We start from the raw sequence: 18,686 nt of genomic DNA, 5'->3' as shown, positions 1-18,686 counted from the left end.
CCGCCGTGACCGGGACGTCGCTCGGACGAGGGCACGATCAGATGCCGACGAGCCGGCGCGGCGACGGAACCGACTGCAGGATCTCGTCGATGACGTCCTCGGCGATGACCCGCCGCAGCTCGGCCTCCGGGCTGAGCACGAGTCGGTGGGACAGAACGGGGCCCGCCACGGCCTTGGCGTCGTCGGGGGTGGCGAACAGGCGGCCCTGCGCGGCGGCGCGCACCTGCACGGCGCGCAGCATGGCGATGCTTCCGCGTGGGCTTGCACCCAGCCGGACCATGTCCGGCACCGCCCGGGTCGCCACGACCAGGTCCACCAGGTAGCGGCGCAGCGCGGGCGCCACGTGCACGGCGAGTGTCTGGGCCGATCGGGCGATGACGTCCTCGGCCCGCATCACTGGCCTGAGGTCCTCCACCCGTCGGCCCACCTGCCGACCTTCCAGGATTTCCAGCTCCGCCTCGACGGATGGATAACCCATCCTCAGTCGCATCAGGAACCGGTCCAACTGGGCTTCCGGAAGGCTGTACGTGCCGTCCATGTCGATCGGGTTCTGCGTCGCGACGACCATGAACGGACGGGGCACCGGGTAGCCCGTTCCATCGACGGTGACCCGGCTCTCCTCCATGACCTCCAGAAGGGCGGACTGCGTCTTGGGCGAGGCACGGTTGATCTCGTCGCCGATGACGAGGTTGGCGAACACCGGCCCGGCCCGGAAATCGAACTCGTTCGCGCGCTGGTCGTACACCAGCGTCCCGGTGATGTCTGCCGGCAGCAGATCCGGGGTGAACTGGATCCGGTGACAGCCGGCGTTCACAGATGCCGCGAGACTGCGGGCCAACGACGTCTTCCCCAGCCCGGGAACATCCTCGACAAGCAGATGGCCTTCCGCGAACAGGCAGATCGTGGCGAGTTCCACGATCTCACGTTTGCCGCGAATGACCTTCTCGATGTTGGCCACGACATCGTGGAACGCGGTCGAGAACGCGGCCACGCCGAGCTGGTCACCGCGCAGGTCGGCGCGGTCGTCTCCCCGGCCCGTCATGCCTGGCTCCTGGCCCGATCGGGGCAGGCGGTCTGGTTGTTCGTCACCGGGGCCTCCTTGGATCGGGACCGATCGGGCTGGACCATCTCGTGCAGTCGTGCGGGGAGGCGGACCGTGCCGGCCCAGGGGGACGACCGGCCCGGTCCGCCGAGCGGGCGGTGGGGGAGGTCCGCCCGGGAACGGCCACCCTGGCGACCGTCGTCGCCATGCGGACTTGCCGTTCCGCACCGGTAGACGGCGGGCAGCCTCACTTCGTTGTGTCATGGACCAGAAAACTTGTTGATCCGATGATCGGCTGGACTGGCCCGCCAACCACCCGCCGGGGCGGTTCCGACACGATGCGCCGTCCGCCGGCACGGATGTCACGAATGGCAGCAGGAGCATCGCAACCTGTCGGCGACATGGCGCGTCCAACCCGCCAAGGACGACGACGCCCTCCGGGCTACCTCTCCGAACAGTCAACGATTCATCATGTGATCAACAACTACTTCCCGCGCGCATTGAGAAATGCACGCGGGGAACGGTGAGCGCTGCGTCCCTCCCACGGCGCTCACCCGGCGGTGTCTGTGTGGGTTGGCGTGGTGGCACCCTCACACAGACACCGCCCCGGCCGGACCGCAGCGCGCGGGGCAGTAGTGACGCCGTCCTGCGCCCGGCGACCGGGGGCCGCCACGGCTCGCAGTGAAGGCCGTCATCCGTCTCGCCCGTCGTGGGTGACCTCTCGCCATCGCCGGGCCGCACCGCACATCCGCCGCATCACGGACGTCTCATCACCACGCTTGGAGCCGATCATTTCGATGTTCCGGCGACGACTTCGCCAGGCCCTCTCCTGCGCCGCCGGCGTGGCGCTCTGCGTCGGCGTCGGGACGGCCGTCACGGCGCCGGGCGGGCATCCGATCATCCTTCGCCCGACGGACGGCGGAGCCTGGCTGCCCTGGGAGACGACCGGTGTCGTGACCCATCTGCAGAGCACGACCGGGCGGGCCGATGCGGCGGTCACCATCCCCGGTGGCGCCGGCCATCATCTGTCGGTCCTCGCCGACGGTCCGGATCTCCTCGTGGCGGATGAGGACGCCGACCTGCTCCACCTGATCGAGCCGCAGCGACTCGCTCCGACCCGCACGGCGAAGCTACCCGCGGGGGCGACGCTCACCGCAGCCCACGGCACCGTCTACGTCATCGATGGCCCGAACGGACGGATACGCCGCCTCGACGGGCGACGACTGACCGTCCTCGGCCCCGTTCTCGACCTGGGTGGTGCCCTCGGATCGACCGTCCAGACGGACGACGGAACCTTGTGGGTGCCCGTTCGGTCCCGCGGCACGGTGGTTGCGGTCCGCGGCGGGGTGCCCGCGACGCCTGTTCGGGTCGCCCCGCCCGCGCACGCCATCGATCTCGTCCTTGCCGACGGCCGACCCGTCGTCGTCGACGGCACCGCCGGAACCGTCACCCCGCTCGTCGGCGGCCAGGCTGGTCAGACCACGGCACTGCCCACGGGAACGGTGGCCGCGGCCTCGTCCGCCGTCGCGGTCGTGGCCGCGCCGGTCACGGCTGCGAGCACTGTCCCCGTCCTCGACGCTGTGACCGGCCAGCTGCTGCTCGCCGACGTGTCGACCGGCAGGACACGTTCCGTCAGCCTGCCGGAAAGCGGGGCCGCGGGCGGACCCCCGCCAGCCCGACCGGGCGGGGACCAGGGCCGGTCCGGGGTGGCCACCAGTCCGACCGGGCTACCTGACATCGCCCGGCCCGCCGAGCCGGGCGGCCACACCCCCCGCACCGGAGGGGACACGGTCCGGTTGGGGGACGCCTCCAGCCTTGGTCAGCTCGGCGCACCGCTCTGGCACGACGGGCGTGTGTACGTGCCCGACTGGCCAGCCGCCACGGTCTGGGTGTTCGACACCCGCACCCAGCGCTTCGCCGACCCGATCCGGCTCGCGGGCCAGGAAACGCCAGCACCGGGGCCGACGGCGCCGGGTTCGGCATCGACCCCGCCGGCAGCGCCGGAACGGCTGACCGTCACCACCGAGGGAGACCAGGTCTGGATCAACGATCCGGACAGCCCCGCGCTCGTACTGATCGACGGCGATCGCCGGACGATCCTGTCCAAGCAGCCAGCCGGACTCGCCGGTCAGACCGGTTCGGCTCCGCCGCTACCCCTGCCCGCGCCGCCACCGCGCCCCCGATCGGCGCCGACCGGGCTCGCGCCGGCCGCCTCGGGAGGACAGCCGCGTGCACAGCGGGAACCGACAGACGCCGCCGGCGCGCACCCAAGCGTCCCGCCGGTACCGCCGAACCAGACCACGTCGCCCCCAGATCCGACTCCCCCACCGCTCCCCAGCCCGCCCGCCACACAACCCCCCACACAACCCCCCACCCCTGGCCCAGAGCTGACGACGACTGTCCCGCCCGGGCCGGATCCCAGCGGGGTGGCCCCAGCGCCGCGGCGGCACTGACCGCATGGTGTCCGCCCAGCCCCGCACACGCCGGCCGACCTCGGGTGTGCGGGGCTGTGCCGCTGGCGCCAGACAGGCAGCGTCAGAAGAGAAAGTCGAGGGCCAGACGGTCGGGATCGGTGAGTTCGATGACCCGGAACCCGGTCACGCGGGTCAGCCCGACACCGATGTGCACCGAGCCCTCGAAGTCGCCGGCGATCGCATAGCTGGTCAGACCGGACTGGCCGTGCCCGTCGGGCGGGGTGCGCAGCGTGGAGGTGCCGTTGTCGTCGTGGGCGGTGGCAGAGGTCAGGACGACCTCGAAGGTGGCCTGACCGGTCAGGGGTAGAGGCGCGCCCGAACCCGGCCGCACCACCGACCGGACGTACTGCGCCTGGTAGCCCGGAGCGCCGCCGGCGAACTCCAGCACCAGGCGCTCGTAGCGGACGCCGTTGTCGACGTTCGGCGCGCTGCGGATGGAGACGAGCCGGACGGGCGCCGACTGCCGAGGCGATTCGGACGCCGGCTGGCTCGACCAACTGCGCGCATCACTGCGCGGGCCGGTGGACGCGAAGGTGGGCGTTGCGAAGGAGCGCGCGTCCGACGCGCCACCGGGCGACGGTGATGTCGGGGCCGGGGTCGCCGACATCACCGGCGGCGGCGTTGCGGACGGACTGTCGGACCCTGCCCCACCGCACCCACCGAGGAAGGCCACCGCTGCCATCGCGCCGAGAAGCACGATGCTCCGGCGCCACCCGTGCGTGCCCCGGGCCCAGCCGTTCGCGACGGCAGCGGCAGGGGCAGGGGCCCGGCCCGGCCCGACGTCCGGATCCATGGGCCGCGCGATCATGTCGCCGTTCATGCACAACCCCCACGACGCTGCGCGCCCTCACCCGAAGACCCAAGGCCGACAGCTCAGGCATACCCGAAATACGACAACCGAACATCGCAAGAGCCGATCATCCACGATGACCGGCAGCTCCGGTTCCGGGGCCAGCACCTGACCCCACGGCCTGGCCGCCGGCGCGGCGAGCGCAGCCGAGGCAGGGTCGGGACGACAGGACGCCTCGCATTGGCCGGTGCCCGTGACCGACCAGGCCGCCAGCCTCTCGATCGCATCGGCCGCCCGGCCTGGGCGATGAGGCCGGGAAAGCGGCCTGGCGGACCCGTTGGTCGAACCTCACCGAAATGCCGGATGCTGAATTTTCCGGCACCGAGAAATTCTTGTGCGCGCGGCGCCGTTCCCGTCCTACCGGAATGCAAACCAGCAAATGCGGCGCTACCCTCCTTTCATGACTCAGAGCAGAGTGGCGCCACGCCACGGCACGATCTCGGAACCGGCCTCCCGCGGGTACATCTATCTCACCGAATGGCAGGCCGCCGGACTCGAGTCCGGGAAGTTCTTTCCCGCCACGAGCGCCGGAATGTCCGATCCATTCGCACCGGACGATGTCCGGAACGACGCCCCGCCCGCCGATGGGAAGATCGCGAGCGCCGGCCAGGACTTTGCCGCCGAACTGGACAGACCGGGCTCGGACTGGCAGAAGCACTCCGTCTCGGCCGGCCAGCGGCTGCCCGTCACCTGGGGGTTCCATGCCCCCCACAAGACCCGACGATGGAACTACTTCATCACCCGGGAGAACTGGGACCCGACTGCTCCGCTGAGTCGAGCCCAGTTCGACCCGGACCCGTTCCACCAGGTCCAGAACAATGGGCAGCCCTTCTGGGCGGCGGACGATCTCGTCCCGGAGGATCCGACCCGCCACGAGATCGTCCTACCACGGCGGAAGGGATATCACGTCCTGCTCAGCGTCTGGGAGGTTGCCGACACCCCCAAGGGGTTCTACCAGATCATTGACCTGGATTTCACCGCCTGAGATCGGCGCCTCGTCCGCCGGCCGGCTCCGGTCGGCGGACGGGGTTGCGGGCCGGCGGCGGGCGCAGCGGAAATACCTCCGCGGACGTCGAAGCCGGACCGTGGGGCGAACACTCAGCCACCCTCGGAATGCGACGCACCGCAGCCGGAGCACGGTCCAGCAGCTCTGGGGCCATCGGCCACCCGGAGTCGCTGCCCTGTACCATGATTCGCCAGGCGCTGGTGGCGGCGCACCCTGACACCTGGGCGGAACCGCCGGACACGATCATGAGGAGGAGCGGTGTCGCCCACTCCGACCCCCGCCCGAGCTGACTCCCTCCGCGTGGCGATCGTCGCGGCGCGCTGGCATGCCGACATCGTCGGCCAGGCCGTGACGAGCTTCCGGTCGCGGCTCGCCGAGCGCGGCGTCGACGAGGTCGACGAGTACCAGGTGCCCGGCGCCTTCGAGATCCCCCTGCATGCCCGCCGGCTCGCGCTCTCGGGCCGCTATGACGCCATCGCCACCTGCGCCTTCGTCGTCGACGGCGGGATCTACCGGCACGATTTCGTCGCCGCCGCAGTGGTCGACGGCCTCATGCGCGTGCAGCTCGACACCGACGTTCCGGTGTTCTCCGCCGTGCTGACGCCGCACTCCTTCCACGAGCACGCCGAGCACCAGGGGTTCTTCGCCCAGCACTTCCAGGTCAAGGGCCAGGAACTCGCCGACGCCGTCGTGGCCACCGTCGCCGGCCTCGGCGCCCTGCCGGCCTAGCGTCAGCAGCCCTGGCGGCCTGGCCCACCGCGCGGCGGCCGATCAGCCGCCCGCGAAAGTCGGTGTTGGCGAAGAACAGGCCACCCTCGACCCGCACGACGACGACCCCCCGCGCCACCGACGGCCACCGTGGTCTGCGACCACCCCGACCACACCAGGATCCTGCACCGCCCGATCACCGGCCGCCCCACCTACACCGCCCCACCTACACCGCCCCGGACAGCTACACCGTCGAAGGCGATGTGACCGCCTTCCAGCGCCTGCTGGAATGCCTCCACTGATCCGCGCCGGCAGGCACCGGATCATCCGTCGTTCAGCGCGAGCGTGGCCCGACGGTGGGAGGGGGCAGGTGGACGAACCGGAATCCGGCGTCGAGCAGCCGGGGCAGGGCGGCGGCCACTCCGCGGGCGGTGCCCCGGCCGGGATGGTTCATGTGCCCGATCACGATCGACCCGACCGGGGCCGTGAGCAGGGCGGAGGTGACCTGGGCCGGGGTGAAGGTGGCGCCCCCGTCACCGTTGACGGCAAACGCGACCACCGTCTCGTCGAGCTCGCCGACGATGCGGACCGCGACGTCGTCGCAGAAGGCGGTACCCGGGCGGAAGAAACGCGGTGGCGCGCCGAGCAGCGCGGTCAGCTTCGCGTGGTTTCCAGCCACCTCGTCATAAGCCTCCCCGCAGTCACGACTTCCCGCGATCCCGTAGGCCGACCGGCCCGTCGTCGACAACGGACGATGCCGGGTTCCGTGGTTGCCGATCTCAAACAACGGGTCGGCGGCAAGGGTGGCGAACACCGGTCGGTTGGCGTCGATCCACCGGGCGTTCAGGAAGAGCGTGGCCGGTACGGCATATCGCCGCAGAACGGTCACGAGACTGTGGTCGTAACCGCTGCCTCCGGGCCCGCCGCAGGCGTCAAAGGTGAGCGCGAGGACCTTTCCGGCCGGGGGCAGCGTGCCCATCGTTCCCGGCAGGTGCAGACCCCAGGCGTGGGGAGCCAGCCCGCCGTAGCGGGCCACGATCGAAGCGCGGCTCGGCACGGCGGGCAGTGCCGGCAGTCCCGTGGAGATCGTTCTTGGGCCGCCGGCAGGCACCCTGGTCCCGGGGCCGCCTCGGCCGGCGGCGGCCGGGCCCCGTGGTGCGCCGTGCCGGGAGGCGCCGGGACCACTCGCCGCGCAACCGGTGAGCGCCCCGAGCATCGCACCGGCGATCAGTTGACGTCGTGATGCCGACACATCTCGCCCCCTTACGGTCAGACATTTTCTATCATCGACGGCTGACCGAACCATTCATGCGCCACCGGTGACATCTGGAAGCGTTCGGGCTTCTCAGCCGGTGATGCGCGGGATCGATGCACAGCGCGGTCCGTCCAGGACCGCAATTTCTGCACCCGCACGAGCCGTACAGTCTCTCATGTCCGTCACACCATCCGTCCGGCAGGATCGGATGGTTTTGTACACGGCGCAGCTCGCGGGCTCCGCCAGCGGGGATCTCCGTGCCGGGTGGAGGTGGATGTTGGGATCGCTGGTCGTCATCGGCAGGTGGTTCATCCTGTCGTTGGCCGCGCTTGCGATTCTGTCCTGGGTGGGCTGCGTGCTGCTGGCCCGGCGGCGACGTGCGGCGCTGGTCGCGATGGCGGGGATTTCGGTGCTGCTGACGCTGGCGACAGCGGCGGATCTCGTCAACGCCCACTACAGCTACCTGCCCCGGGTGGACGACGTCCTCGGCATCCAGTCGTGGCCGACGGCATCGGTGCACGAGGCCGTGGCTCCGGCGCCGCCCCGGCCGCGACGGCACCCGGGCGGGTCGGTCGTCGGCCTGCCGATCGCCGGGGTCCGCAGCGGTTTCGGTGTCCGCGAGGCGTTGGTCTACCTCCCGCCGCAGTACTTCACCGAACCGCGGGCACGCTTCCCGGTGGTGTACCTCATGCACGGCTCGCCGGGCGCCCCGGTCGACTGGTACCGGGCGAACCGGGCCGCCGAGGTCGGCGCGCTGCTTGCCGATGAGGGCCGGCCGGCGATCCTCGTCGCCCCGCGGCTGAGCCGCAGCTGGCTCGATGACAGCGAGTGCGTCGACCGGCCCAGCGAGCACATCGAGACCTACCTGGTCGACGACGTCATCCCCGCGGTCGACGCCCGGCTGCACACGATCCCGCGCCGCACCGACCGGATCTTCGCCGGTATGTCCGCCGGCGGCTTCTGCGCGTTGAATCTCGGGCTCCGCCACCGCGACCTCGTCGCGACGATCGTGGACATGTCCGGGATGGACAGGCCCACGCACACCGGAGGGATGGTCGGCCTGTTCGGGAAACGGCCCGATCTCGCGCTCGTCGCCGCGTCGAACACTCCGGCCGACTACGCGCCGACCCTGGCACCGTCCCCACCGATGCGGGTGTGGATGGACAGCGGGCGCAGCGACCATGAAGCGTTGTCGGACACCCTGAGCATGGCGTCCACCCTGTCCCACCGCCCGCATTTCGATGTCGTCCTGCGGCTGCGGCCCGGCGGTCACGAGTTCGGCGTGTGGCGACCGGCGCTGCGCGACAGCCTTCAGTGGGCGGTAGATCCGTCAGTCACGTAGCCGGGCGCGGGAGAAGGCGTCCATGCCCTCCGCGAAGGGGACCGCCGCCTGGTAGCCGAGCAGGTCGCGGGCGCGGTCGGAGGAGGCGACGATGTGGCGGACGTCGCCGGCGCGGTAGTCCCCGGTGACGAGGGGCATCGGCCCGCCGAAGGCGCGGGCGAGCGCCGCCGCCATGTCGCCGACGGTGTGGGGCTGCCCGGAGCCGACGTTGACGGCGACGAGCCGGCCGGCGGTGGCGTCGTGCTGCAGCGCGGCGAGGTTGGCGCGGGCGACGTCGTGGACGTGGACGAAGTCGCGGCGCTGGCCGCCGTCCTCGTGGACCCGCGGCGCCTCGCCCCGCTCGAGGGCGCTGCGGAAGATCGACGCGACGCCGGCGTAGAAGGTGTCGCGGGGCATCCGCGGGCCGTAGACGTTGTGGTAGCGCAGCGCCAGGACGCTGCCGCCGGTGGCCGTGGCCCACGCGGCGCCGAGGTGTTCCTGGGCGACCTTGGTGGCCGCGTAGACGTTGCGCGGGTCGAGCGGCGCGTCCTCGGTGACGGGCGTGGAGAGCAGCGGCGCACCGCAGTGCGGGCAGGGCGGCTCGAACTGGCCGGCCGCCAGGTCCGCCGGTCGGCGCGGGCCGGGGCGCACTGGACCGTCGTCCGCGCAGCGGTAGCCCCCTTCGCCGTAGACGACCATCGAGCTGGCCAGAACGAGCCGGCCGAGCCCGCGGCGGGCCATCGCGGCGAGCAGCACAGCGGTGCCGACGTCGTTGTGGGTGGTGTAGGCGGGCAGGTCGTCGAGGTCGACGCCGAGGCCGACCATGGCGGCCTGGTGGCAGACGACGTCCACGCCGTCGAGGACCGCGTCGACGACGGTCCGGTCGGTGACGTCCCCGACGACGAACTCGGCAGCGTCGGGAACCGCGGGCTTCACCCGGTGCACGGCCGGCAGCAGCGCGTCGAGGACCCGGACGCCGTGACCCGCGTCGACGAGGACGTCGACGATGTGTGATCCGATGAAGCCGGCGCCGCCGGTGACGAGAACCCGCATGTCCGCGACGCTAGTGGCACCGCGGCCGGATGGATCTTACGAATCGCGGAAGCCGGCACGCCCCGCCGGCAGGGTCGGGCGGCAGGGTCGGGCGGCGGGGTCGGGCTGCGGGCCAGGCGGCGGCGTCAGGCGGCGGGGAGCGCGACGACGAAGCGGCAGCCGCCGTCCTGGTTGTGCACGGTGACCTCACCGCCGTGGGCCTCCACGATGCCGCGGACGATGGCCAGCCCGATGCCGGAACGCACCCGCGGCTGATGGGGATGGTCACCGTCCTGGCCGGGGGTGCGCGCGGACCCGCCGCGGAAACCGAGGTCGAACAGCCGGGGCAGGTCCTCGGCGGGAATGCCGCCGCAGCGGTCGGCGACCGCGACGATCGCGTGGCTGTCCCGCGGCCGGGCCGTCCCACCGCCGCCGGGTGCGCCGGCGGCGTCCGCCCACCCGACCTGGACGTCGACCGTGCCGTCGTCGGGGGTGTGGCGGATCGCGTTGACCAGCAGGTTCGTCAACGCCCGGCCGACCTGGGTGGCGTCCGCCTCGACCTGGACGGCCGCGTCGGCGCTGCCGGTGACGACGACCCTGCGGGCCCGGGCGATCGGGCTGACGGTGGCGACGGCGTCGGACACGACGTCGGCGAGGCTGACCCGCTCCAGCGCCAGTTCGAGCGCGCCGGACTGGAGGCGGGCGAGCTCGAACAGGTCGTCGACCATGCCGGTCAGCCGTTCGGCGTCGGCGAGCATCTGCCGGTGGTAACGCTGCATGGTCACCGGATCCGCGACCAGGCCGTCGGTGAGCGCCTCGGCGGTCGCCCGGATGCCGGCGAGCGGGGTGCGCAGGTCGTGGCTGATCCAGGCGACCAGTTCGCGCCGGCTCGCCTCCAGCGCGCGTTCGCGGTCGCGCGACTCGACCAGGCGCACGTGGGTCGCGTCGAGCGTGTCCGCGAGGGCGGTCAGCTCGGCGGTCGGAAGCCGCCCGGCGGCGCGGTAGAACGGCGCCCCGAGGGTGTCCGCGGCGCGGGTCAACGCGCCGGTGGCGGTGACGACCGGCCGGCCGAGCCGCATCGCGGCAACCGTCGCCACCACCGCGGAGACGACGACGACGATCAGCACGACCCGCAGGTCGTGCTGCGAGAGGAACATGGCGTGGGCGGTCCCGACGACGCCGGCCGCGACCGCGAGGATCGGGACGACGCACAGCACGCCCGCCGTCGTCCACAGTGGCCGGGCGCGCAGCAGGCGCAGCAGCGGGACGCCGGTCAGCGCGGCGGCCGCGGAGCAGGCCAGCGCGATGGCGATGACCTGCAGGGTGTCGCTCATGCCGGCGGGTCGTAGCGGTAGCCGACGCCCCACACGGTGACGAGCAGCCGCGGGGCCGTCGGGTCGTCCTCGATCTTCTCCCGGAGGCGGCGGATGTGCACGGTGACGGTCGACTGGTCGCCGTACGTCCAGCCCCAGACCTGTTCGAGCAGCGCGGCCCGGGTCAGCGCCTGGCCGGGATGGCGCAGCAGGTGGACGAGCAGGTCGAACTCGCGGACGGTGAGGGCCAGCCCGGCGCCGTCGCGGGTGGCGGTGCGGGCGTCCGCGTCGACGACGAGCGGGCCGGCGTGCAGGACCCCGGAGCCGGCCGACGACTGCTCGCCGGCGCGGCGCAGCACCGACTGCACCCGCAGGGTCAGCTCCCGGGGTGAGAACGGCTTGGTGACGTAGTCGTCCGCGCCGCATTCGAGCCCGGCGATGCGGTCGGTCTCCTCCCCGCGGGCCGACAGCATGATCACCGGGACGGGGGTCCGTTCCCGCAGGCGGCGGCAGACCTCGATGCCGTCGAGCCCGGGGAGCATGAGGTCCAGGACGACGAGGTCGGGGGCGTCGGCCTCGGCCGCGCGCAGCGCGGCGGGGCCGTCCGCGGCCCGGTCGACGTCGAAGCCGGCGTTGCGCAGGTACCGGTCGACGACCTCGGCGACGGTGGGGTCGTCGTCGACCACGAGGACGCGGGGCATCTGGCCACCATAGGTCGCCTGTGGACGCTGCGGCCCGCGACGGGCGGTCCGTCACCGATTCGTAAGCAGACCGGGCGGTCCGCCCGGATGATGATCGCCTGCTGGCCCGATTTCCTCGTTTGGTAAGGGTCGATGTTGCGGATCGTCACTAGAGTCGCGATCATGGTTACGCAACGTCAGGATGCGATGTCGGTGGACGTCGTGCTCCCCTGCCTGGACGAGGCCGAGGCGCTGCCCTGGGTCCTCGACCGGATGCCACCCGGCTATCGCGCCGTCGTCGCCGACAACGGTTCGCGCGACGGCTCGGCCGAGATCGCCCGCGAGCGCGGCGCCGTCGTCGTCGACGTCCCGCAGCGCGGTTACGGCGCGGCCGTGCAGGCCGGACTGCTCGCGGCCGACGCCGACATCGTCTGCGTCTGCGACGCCGACGCCTCGCTGGACCCCGCGCAGCTTCCCGCGCTCGTCGCCGCGCTGGCCAACGGTGCCCACCTCGCGCTGGGCCGCCGCCGGCCGACGTCCGCGCGGGCCTGGCCGCCGCATGCCCGCCTCGGCAACGCCGTCGTCGCCCAGCGGCTGCGCCGCCGCGGCGTGCCGGTCCACGACATCGGGCCGATGCGGGCCGCGCGACGCGCGGAGCTGCTACGCCTGCCGATCACCGACCGCCGCTTCGGCTACCCGCTGGAACTGCTGCTGCGCGCCGCGCAGGCGGGCTGGCGCATCGCCGAGATCGACGTCGACTACCACCAGCGGACCGGCCGGTCGAAGGTCACCGGAACCCCGCTCGGCACGGCCCGCACCGTGCGGGACATGACGGCCGCCCTCGCGAGCCTGCGGTGACCGGCCCCCAGCCCCCGGAGCCGGCGCCCGCAGTGACGCTGCTGGTGATGGCGAAGGAGCCCGTCCCCGGCCGGGTGAAGACCCGGCTCACGCCCCCCTTCACGCCCGCGCAGGCCGCGGCCGTCGCCGAGGCGGCCATCGCGGACACCCTCGCAGCCGTCACCCGACTGACCCGGTCGGCCCGGCAGCCCGACCTCGGCCCGGTCCGCGCCGTCCTCGTCCTCGACGGCGCCGTCGGCCCGTGGCTGCGTGTCCCGATCGAGGTGATCCCGCAGGTCGCGGGCCCGTTCGAGACGCGGCTCGGCGCCGCCTTCGACGCCGTCACGGGTCCCGCGCTGCTCATCGGCATGGACACCCCGCAGGTCACCACGGCCCTGCTCGCGAACGCCTGCCACGCGCTCACCGACGTCGACACCGACACCGACACCGACGCCGTGTTCGGGCCCGCCGCCGACGGCGGATGGTGGGCCCTTGGCCTGCGCCGCCCCGACGGCCGCCTGCTGCGCGGCATCCCCACGTCGCGGCCGGACACCGGAGCCCGGCAGCGAGACCGCCTGGCCCAGGCCGGCCTGCGCGTCTCGATCCTGCCGAGGCTGCGCGACGTCGACACCCCCGCCGACGCCGACGCCGTGGCGCGGCTCGCCCCCCGCGGACGGTTCGCCGCCGCCGTGCGGGCCATCCGGGCCGAAGGATCGGCGCCGGTCGCAGCCAGTCCACGGGCAGCGCGATGACGACCACCGCGGCCCCGGGCTGGACGACCGCGCCTCCCCCGATCCCGGGCGTCGCGCCCTCACCGGCCGCGCAGCCGCCATCAGCCACGCAGCCCCTTCCGGCCACGCAGCCCTCGCCGACCACGCAGCCCTCGCCGACCGCGGTCTACGAGGCGGCGCTGCGCTCCGTCGACGGCCGACTGTGGGTGCGCCACCCGGATGGCCGGCGCGACCGGTTGCCGGTGCACTGCTGGCGCGGCGGCCTGGCCCCGGGTGATGTCTCCCTGCTGCGCCGCTGCGCCGGGCCCACGCTCGACATCGGGTGCGGCCCGGGCCGGCTGGCCGCTGCCCTCGCGGCCGGCGGGGTGCCGTCGCTCGGCATCGACGTGGCGCCGTTCGCGGTGCGCCTCGCGCGCCGGGCCGGCGCCACCGCGCTGTGCCGCGACGTGTTCGACCCGCTGCCGGGCCAGGGACGCTGGTCGACGCTGGTGCTCGCCGACGGCAACATCGGCATCGGCGGCGATCCCACCCGGCTGCTGACCCGCGCCGCCGCGCTGCTCGGCCCGGCCGGGCGGGTCCTCGTCGAGCTGGAACCCGACCCGGCGCCGCCCGGCCCGCTACTGGTCCGTCTGGAAGGCGCGGACGGGCGGGTGTCGAGGCCCTTCCCCTGGTCGTTCGTCGGCCCCGCGAACATCCACGACCACGCCACCGCCGCCGGGCTTGAGCTCGCGGAGCTGTGGGGTGGCCACGGCCGGCGGTTCGCCGCGCTGGCCCTGGCCCGGCGCCGCCGCCAGGTCCTGTCCGGGCGATCTTGCTGGTGGGCGAGTCGTCTCTGTGTGTGCTGGGGCCTGGTTGGCCGGTCAGGTGCGCCTGGCTCCCTGCCGCCCGCTGCCGGCCGGTGGGCTCAAAGGTCACGGTGAGCGACGTCAACCAGGGGCCGCTGCGGTTCAGAGGGACCACGGTTGTCGTTCTGTATGGTTCGACGCCCGTTTTATCCATACCAAACGACCACAAAGCTCCGCAGCCACGCAGCCCCGCTGCGGGGAGTAGCGGTCAAGGGTCCGGCTGCCCCTGAGCGGGCCGGGCGCGCTTCTGGCTGGCTGCTCTGCGGGGCACGGGGCGATCAGGGACGGTCGGGCACGGCCGGTAGCGCCCGCGCCCGGCGGGCCCGCACCACGCGGGCGGCGATGAGCACCGCCGCGACGGCCCAGACGGTGCCCAGCACGATCGCCAGGTTCCGGCCGTAGGGCAGCGGGTCGACGGACGGGTTGTCGGCCGCGCCGCCGTAACCCCGCCACAGCGGCAGCGAGGACAGCGCCACCGTCGCGCTGACCAGCAGCGCCCCCTGCACCACCGCCCGGTACGGCGCCCGGACGAACCGGGTGAGCACCAGCCCGACGACGGCCACGGCCGGCACGGCGACGAAGTCGTGCACCAGGAAGCCGCCGACCAGCCAGCGTGCGGCCTGCGGCGGGTGCGTCGCCCGGGTCATGGTCAGCAGCCCATCGACGCCGTACCCGAGAGCGGCGAGGCCGGCGGCCCCGAGCAGGACCCGAACGGCGATGAACCCGATCGTCCTCACACCATCACCACCCGATGCACCCACTTGGTCTGCAGCACCCCGGGACGGTTCGGCGCGATGAGCCGGGCCGGGAAGCCATGGTCGAGGTCGAGGTCGGCGCCGTTCAGGCCGGTGGCGAGCAGCGTCAGCGGGTCCCGGGCGTGCGACGGGTTCACCTCGCTGGTGCGGTAGCCGCCGCGTGCCTCCAGCGACTCGACCCGCACGGTGGCCCCGCTCGGGACACCGGCGGCGTCGAGCAGGTCCCGCAGCCGGGGACCGCGCCAGGTCGCGTCGGCGGCCCAGCCCTCGACGCAGGTGATCGGCAGTTTCGACGTGTGGTGCTCGAAGGCCCGCAGCTCGTCGAGGGTGAGGACGAACCGGCGCGGGCCGACGACCTCCAGGCGGTAGCCCGGATCCCGGGCGACCGTGAGGACCCGAGCCGCGACGGCCGTCCGGTTGACGGGCAGTCCCTGCGGCCCGATGTCCGGTCGGCGTGGCCCGAGCAGGTCGAGCGAGGCCAGCCCGGGCGCGAACTGGCCGGCGCTGGTCAGCGTGATCACACCGGCGGCGGTGCCGACGGCGATCCCGAATCCGCGCCGGGACAGGCCGGCCCCCTCCGGTTCCGGTTCGCTGAGCCGGTCGGTCAGCTCCGCGCGGCCGGCCCGGCCGGAACCGACGTTCGCCCGCACGATCGCCAGCTTCGCCGCGATGTGCATCAGCAGCGCGCCGATGGTGATCCAGGCGACCCAGTAGTGCGTGACGGTGAAGAAGAACCGGAAGCGGTACCACTGGGCGATGTTCGCGATCCCGGTGGCGAGCTGGAAGATCGAGCCCGCGATGAGCGGCACGATCGTCAGCCGCTCCAGCGCGTGCGCGGCCGTGCGCACCGGCGGCCATTCCCACAGCCGCGGATAGACCGTCCACAGCTTCGCCAGCAGCAGCGGAACGCTCGCGAGCCCGGTGGCGACATGCAGCCCCTGCGTCGCCCGGTAAAACCAGGTCGGCCGGGCCGGCCACTCCAGCCATGACGGCGGGTGCTGCATGAAATGGGACACCAGCCCCGTCAGGAAGCACACCCCGAACGTGACCCCGAGCCACATGCCGAGCAGCGCGGCCACCCGCGGATCATGCAGTCGGCTTGGGAACGCGCCCTCGCGCAGCGGACCCCGCCGCAGGACCGCGGGCGGATGCGGCAGTCGTCTCGTCAGCAGGCGCACCCACGCACCGTAGGTCCGCCGCCGCCCGCGCAGGCGGTCGCGAAGCCTTACGGAACGGAGAAGCTCCGGCCCGTCAGCACCGCACCGGCCGAAACCGGTGCCAGTCTCGCAGCATGCCGACCGCACTGACCGCCCTCGAGAACCGGGGGCCTGCCACGCCGACGGCCGGGGCGCCGGCCCGGTCGCCCGGATGGCGCCCGGCCGCGCTGGTCGCGGCCGCCGTCGGACTCGCGGGCGTGCTCGTCACCGAGGTGGCGGTGCGGCAGCAGCCGGGTTACCTGGTCAGCCGGCCCGCCCTGCTCTGGCTGACCATGCTCTGGTGGGCCCTCGGCATGATCACCGCTGCCCTGCTGGTGTTCGCCGCGCCCCGCCGGCTGGCGGTCGGGCTGCTCCTCGGCGCCACCGTCGCGATCCACGCCGTTGCCCTCACCGGCGGCCCGCGGCTGTCCGACGACCTCTATCGCTACGCCTGGGACGGCCGGGTGCAGGCCGCCGGTATCGACCCCTACCGCTACGGCCCGCTCGCCCCCGAACTCGACGGCCAGCGCGACGAGTGGCTGTTCCCCAACTCGGCCGGCTGCACCGCCGAGGACCCTCTCCCCCACTGCACCCGGCTGAACTATCCGCGGGCGCACACCATCTACCCGCCGGTCGCCCAGGCATACTTCACCGCGGTGCACCTGCTGCCCGGTCCGCCCCGCGAGCACAAACTGCAGCTTTACGCCTCCCTTGGCTCACTGGCCCTGGTCGGCGGCCTCATGGCGGCGCTGCGGTCACGCGGCCGGGACCCGCGCCTGGCCGCCTTCTACGTCCTGACGCCGCTCGCCGGCATCGACGCCGGCTCCGACGCGCACGTCGACGTCCTCGGCGCGCTGCTCGTCCTCGGCGCCCTCGCCGCGCTGAGGACACCCCACCCGCGTGGACCGCGATCGGCCGGCGCGGAGACCTCAAAACCCGCGCGGACGCCAGAACCGGCGGAAGCGGCGGCACCGGCGGAAGCGGCGGAAGCGGCGAGACCGGCGGCGCCGACCCGCAGGCGGGTGTGGCTGGCCGGGGCGCTGCTCGGCGCGGCCGTCGCGGTCAAGCTCTACCCGGCGCTGCTCGTCCCGGCGATGATCGGACGGGGGCGGCGATACCGACCCGTCAGCCTGCTGTGCGCGGCCGGCGCGGTCGTCGGACTGACCTACCTTCCGCATGTCCTCGCGGTGGGCACCGCCGTGATCGGCTTCCTCCCGCAGTACCTCAACGTCGAGGGCTACGACCAGGGCAGCCGGTTCCTCCTGCTCGCCGGTGTCGGCCTGCACGGAACCGCCGCGAAGGCCGTCGCGGTCGGTGCGCTCGCCGCGGTCACGGTCGCGGTGCTGCGCTGCGATCCGCACCGGGTGCCGCCGGAACGGGCCGCGCTGTGGCTCGTCGGCGCCGCGTTCCTGACGGCCACGCCCGCCCAGCCCTGGTACGGCATCCTGCTGGCCACCCTCGCCATCGTCGCCGGCCGGCTGGAATGGCTGGCCGTGGCCGCGGCCGCCTACCCGCTGTACATCTCGCTGTTCACCGAGGTGCCCGGCGACGCCTGGACGCTGCGGGTCACCGCCTACGCGGTCGCGGCGCTCATCGTGCTCGCCGGCACGGTCGTCCGCCGGGTCGGAACTCCCCGGCTGCGGCCGTCGGTGAGCTGACCGCGCCTCACCGGGGCGGCGTGTCCGCCTTCCAGTCCCGGAACGCCGCGAGCAGCCGATCGCGCATGTCGGGCCGCAGGTCGTCCTCCCGCAGCATGCCGGTGAGACCGACCGTCGTTCGCAGCTGCCCGACGTAGGCGTCGCAGCCGTCGCACTCCTCGAGGTGCTCGGTGAAACGACGGCGCGTCGCCGCGTCCAGCGCGTCGTCGAGAAAGTCGGTGACGACCTCGACGAGCTCGTCACAGTTCATGTCCTGGCCCCGGGTCACCCGCGCGCCTCATCCACGTAGTCCTCCAACACCTGGCGGAGCCTGGCCCGGCCGCGGTGCAGCAGCACCCGCTGGTTGCCGGGTTCGAGGTCGAGCAGCGCGCAGACCGCCTCCGCGGCCAGTCCCTGGACGTCGCGAAGGTGCACGACCGCCCGCTGACGGGGCGGCAGGGCGTCCAGCGCCGCCCGGAGCAGGACCCGCACCTCGCGGGACAGCAGCGCGGATTCGGGCAGGTCCCAGCTGCGGGGCGGGCTCGCCCAGTGGCCGGACCACTCCTCGCCGCGTCCGCGGAACCGGGCCGGGTCGACCACCGGGCCGGCGTCGTCCGGCGGGAAGGCGCTGCTGAACGGGATGGTGCGGCCCTCCCGCGCGCCCCGGCTTCTGGCGACGTTGAACAGGATGGCGAACACCCAGGTCCGCAGGCTCGATCGACCCTCGAACCGGTCCAGCCCGGTCAGCACGGCCAGCCAGGTCTCCTGCACGACCTCCTCGGCCACCGCCCGGCTCGGAACGTGCTCGGCCGCGACCGCCAGCATCGCGGGCGTCATCCGCGCCACCAGCGCGGCAAACGCCGCCTCGTCGCCCCCGCGCAGCGCCTGGACGAGCCCGGCGTCCGCCTCGCCCGGTGCCGACCTCACCGGCGCGGTCTGTCGGCCCTCCACCGATCCAGCCTAGGCGGCGCCGGCCCCGTCGCCGTCCCATCGCGTCGGACGTC

Annotated in this window: 18 protein-coding genes; 8 read left to right on the top strand and 10 right to left on the bottom strand. The window is 73.3% G+C overall.

From position 1 onward, the window contains the following. Nucleotides 1-37: 37 nt before the first annotated feature. Nucleotides 38-1,042 (bottom strand): AAA family ATPase, encoded by a 1,005-nt coding sequence (locus tag MXD60_RS00365; protein WP_248816639.1) that lies wholly within the window; start codon nucleotides 1,040-1,042, stop codon nucleotides 38-40. Between the two features lie 797 nt (nucleotides 1,043-1,839). Here MXD60_RS00365 and MXD60_RS00360 point away from each other — a divergent pair. Then, on the top strand, nucleotides 1,840-3,495 hold the full coding sequence (locus MXD60_RS00360) for a YncE family protein (RefSeq protein ID WP_248816772.1): 1,656 nt from the start codon (nucleotides 1,840-1,842) through the stop codon (nucleotides 3,493-3,495). 82 nt (nucleotides 3,496-3,577) lie between these two features. Here the strand turns inward: MXD60_RS00360 and MXD60_RS00355 are convergent, their stop codons facing one another. Next, complete coding sequence (locus MXD60_RS00355; RefSeq protein WP_248816638.1) at nucleotides 3,578-4,324, bottom strand: AMIN-like domain-containing (lipo)protein; 747 nt, start codon at nucleotides 4,322-4,324, stop codon at nucleotides 3,578-3,580. A 442-nt stretch (nucleotides 4,325-4,766) separates the two neighbouring features. On the opposite strand from MXD60_RS00355, the gene MXD60_RS00350 reads away from it, so the two are divergent. Further along, nucleotides 4,767-5,351: a lytic polysaccharide monooxygenase auxiliary activity family 9 protein gene (locus MXD60_RS00350; protein ID WP_248816637.1), complete on the top strand. Its 585-nt coding sequence runs from the start codon at nucleotides 4,767-4,769 to the stop codon at nucleotides 5,349-5,351. Nucleotides 5,352-5,630: 279 nt separating this feature from the next. Beyond that, a complete protein-coding gene (locus tag MXD60_RS00345) occupies nucleotides 5,631-6,101 on the top strand; it encodes a 6,7-dimethyl-8-ribityllumazine synthase (RefSeq protein WP_248816636.1) in 471 nt (156 codons plus the stop codon). A 313-nt stretch (nucleotides 6,102-6,414) separates the two neighbouring features. Here MXD60_RS00345 and MXD60_RS00340 read toward each other — a convergent pair whose 3' ends face one another. After that, complete coding sequence (locus tag MXD60_RS00340; protein WP_248816635.1) at nucleotides 6,415-7,332, bottom strand: polysaccharide deacetylase family protein; 918 nt, start codon at nucleotides 7,330-7,332, stop codon at nucleotides 6,415-6,417. 280 nt (nucleotides 7,333-7,612) lie between these two features. Here MXD60_RS00340 and MXD60_RS00335 point away from each other — a divergent pair, with 280 nt between their 5' ends. Beyond that, nucleotides 7,613-8,677, top strand: a complete 1,065-nt coding sequence (locus MXD60_RS00335; RefSeq protein ID WP_248816760.1) for an alpha/beta hydrolase — start codon at nucleotides 7,613-7,615, stop codon at nucleotides 8,675-8,677. On the opposite strand, the gene MXD60_RS00330 is transcribed toward MXD60_RS00335, so the two are convergent. The 3 genes from MXD60_RS00330 to MXD60_RS00320 form a co-directional block, all read right to left on the bottom strand. Then, on the bottom strand, nucleotides 8,666-9,709 hold the full coding sequence (locus MXD60_RS00330) for an NAD-dependent epimerase/dehydratase family protein (RefSeq protein ID WP_248816634.1): 1,044 nt from the start codon (nucleotides 9,707-9,709) through the stop codon (nucleotides 8,666-8,668). The two genes, MXD60_RS00335 and MXD60_RS00330, sit on opposite strands and share 12 nt — an antisense overlap. A 125-nt stretch (nucleotides 9,710-9,834) precedes the next feature. Beyond that, nucleotides 9,835-11,022, bottom strand: a complete 1,188-nt coding sequence (locus MXD60_RS00325; RefSeq protein WP_248816633.1) for a sensor histidine kinase — start codon at nucleotides 11,020-11,022, stop codon at nucleotides 9,835-9,837. Beyond that, nucleotides 11,019-11,702: a response regulator gene (locus MXD60_RS00320; protein WP_248816632.1), complete on the bottom strand. Its 684-nt coding sequence runs from the start codon at nucleotides 11,700-11,702 to the stop codon at nucleotides 11,019-11,021. The genes MXD60_RS00325 and MXD60_RS00320 overlap by 4 nt, the downstream gene beginning before the upstream one ends. A 186-nt stretch (nucleotides 11,703-11,888) precedes the next feature. Between MXD60_RS00320 and MXD60_RS00315 the strand changes: the two genes are divergently transcribed. The 3 genes from MXD60_RS00315 to MXD60_RS00305 are packed head-to-tail and all read left to right on the top strand — an operon-like array spanning nucleotide 11,889 to nucleotide 14,169. Then, nucleotides 11,889-12,539: a glycosyltransferase family 2 protein gene (locus MXD60_RS00315; RefSeq protein WP_248816759.1), complete on the top strand. Its 651-nt coding sequence runs from the start codon at nucleotides 11,889-11,891 to the stop codon at nucleotides 12,537-12,539. Further along, entirely contained in the window at nucleotides 12,536-13,270 is a 735-nt protein-coding gene (locus MXD60_RS00310; RefSeq protein WP_518467081.1) for a TIGR04282 family arsenosugar biosynthesis glycosyltransferase, read from the top strand. The genes MXD60_RS00315 and MXD60_RS00310 overlap by 4 nt, the downstream gene beginning before the upstream one ends. After that, the gene (locus MXD60_RS00305; protein ID WP_248816631.1) at nucleotides 13,267-14,169 is read left to right on the top strand and encodes a methyltransferase domain-containing protein; all 903 of its coding nucleotides are present in this window, start codon (nucleotides 13,267-13,269) and stop codon (nucleotides 14,167-14,169) included. The genes MXD60_RS00310 and MXD60_RS00305 overlap by 4 nt, the downstream gene beginning before the upstream one ends. 203 nt (nucleotides 14,170-14,372) lie before the next feature. On the opposite strand, the gene MXD60_RS00300 is transcribed toward MXD60_RS00305, so the two are convergent. Beyond that, entirely contained in the window at nucleotides 14,373-14,831 is a 459-nt protein-coding gene (locus tag MXD60_RS00300) for a hypothetical protein (RefSeq protein WP_248816629.1), read from the bottom strand. After that, entirely contained in the window at nucleotides 14,828-16,027 is a 1,200-nt protein-coding gene (locus MXD60_RS00295) for a molybdopterin-dependent oxidoreductase (protein ID WP_248816628.1), read from the bottom strand. Before MXD60_RS00295 ends, MXD60_RS00300 begins: the two co-directional genes overlap by 4 nt. Before the next feature lie 113 nt (nucleotides 16,028-16,140). Here MXD60_RS00295 and MXD60_RS00290 point away from each other — a divergent pair, with 113 nt between their 5' ends. Beyond that, nucleotides 16,141-17,703, top strand: a complete 1,563-nt coding sequence (locus MXD60_RS00290; protein WP_248816627.1) for a glycosyltransferase 87 family protein — start codon at nucleotides 16,141-16,143, stop codon at nucleotides 17,701-17,703. Between the two features lie 7 nt (nucleotides 17,704-17,710). Here the strand turns inward: MXD60_RS00290 and MXD60_RS00285 are convergent, their stop codons facing one another. Beyond that, the gene (locus tag MXD60_RS00285; protein ID WP_248816626.1) at nucleotides 17,711-17,971 is read right to left on the bottom strand and encodes a zf-HC2 domain-containing protein; all 261 of its coding nucleotides are present in this window, start codon (nucleotides 17,969-17,971) and stop codon (nucleotides 17,711-17,713) included. Then, nucleotides 17,968-18,633, bottom strand: a complete 666-nt coding sequence (locus MXD60_RS00280; RefSeq protein ID WP_248816625.1) for an RNA polymerase sigma factor — start codon at nucleotides 18,631-18,633, stop codon at nucleotides 17,968-17,970. The genes MXD60_RS00285 and MXD60_RS00280 overlap by 4 nt, the downstream gene beginning before the upstream one ends. Between the last annotated feature and the right edge of the window lie 53 nt (nucleotides 18,634-18,686).

The sequence above is a fragment of the Frankia sp. AgB32 genome (assembly GCF_023243045.1).
Taxonomy (GTDB): domain Bacteria; phylum Actinomycetota; class Actinomycetes; order Frankiales; family Frankiaceae; genus Frankia.
Note: the sequence above shows the minus strand (reverse complement) of the source record. Positions and strands in the feature narration are given on the sequence as shown.

Coding starts and splice junctions, on each gene's coding strand:
- MXD60_RS00360 (WP_248816772.1), top strand. CDS start 1,840: ATGTTCCGGCGACGACTTCGCCAGGCCCTCTCCTGCGCCGCCGGCGTG.
- MXD60_RS00290 (WP_248816627.1), top strand. CDS start 16,141: ATGCCGACCGCACTGACCGCCCTCGAGAACCGGGGGCCTGCCACGCCG.
- MXD60_RS00355 (WP_248816638.1), bottom strand. CDS start 4,324: ATGATCGCGCGGCCCATGGATCCGGACGTCGGGCCGGGCCGGGCCCCT.
- MXD60_RS00325 (WP_248816633.1), bottom strand. CDS start 11,022: ATGAGCGACACCCTGCAGGTCATCGCCATCGCGCTGGCCTGCTCCGCG.
- MXD60_RS00315 (WP_248816759.1), top strand. CDS start 11,889: ATGTCGGTGGACGTCGTGCTCCCCTGCCTGGACGAGGCCGAGGCGCTG.
- MXD60_RS00320 (WP_248816632.1), bottom strand. CDS start 11,702: ATGCCCCGCGTCCTCGTGGTCGACGACGACCCCACCGTCGCCGAGGTC.
- MXD60_RS00365 (WP_248816639.1), bottom strand. CDS start 1,042: ATGACGGGCCGGGGAGACGACCGCGCCGACCTGCGCGGTGACCAGCTC.
- MXD60_RS00305 (WP_248816631.1), top strand. CDS start 13,267: ATGACGACCACCGCGGCCCCGGGCTGGACGACCGCGCCTCCCCCGATC.
- MXD60_RS00350 (WP_248816637.1), top strand. CDS start 4,767: ATGACTCAGAGCAGAGTGGCGCCACGCCACGGCACGATCTCGGAACCG.
- MXD60_RS00330 (WP_248816634.1), bottom strand. CDS start 9,709: ATGCGGGTTCTCGTCACCGGCGGCGCCGGCTTCATCGGATCACACATC.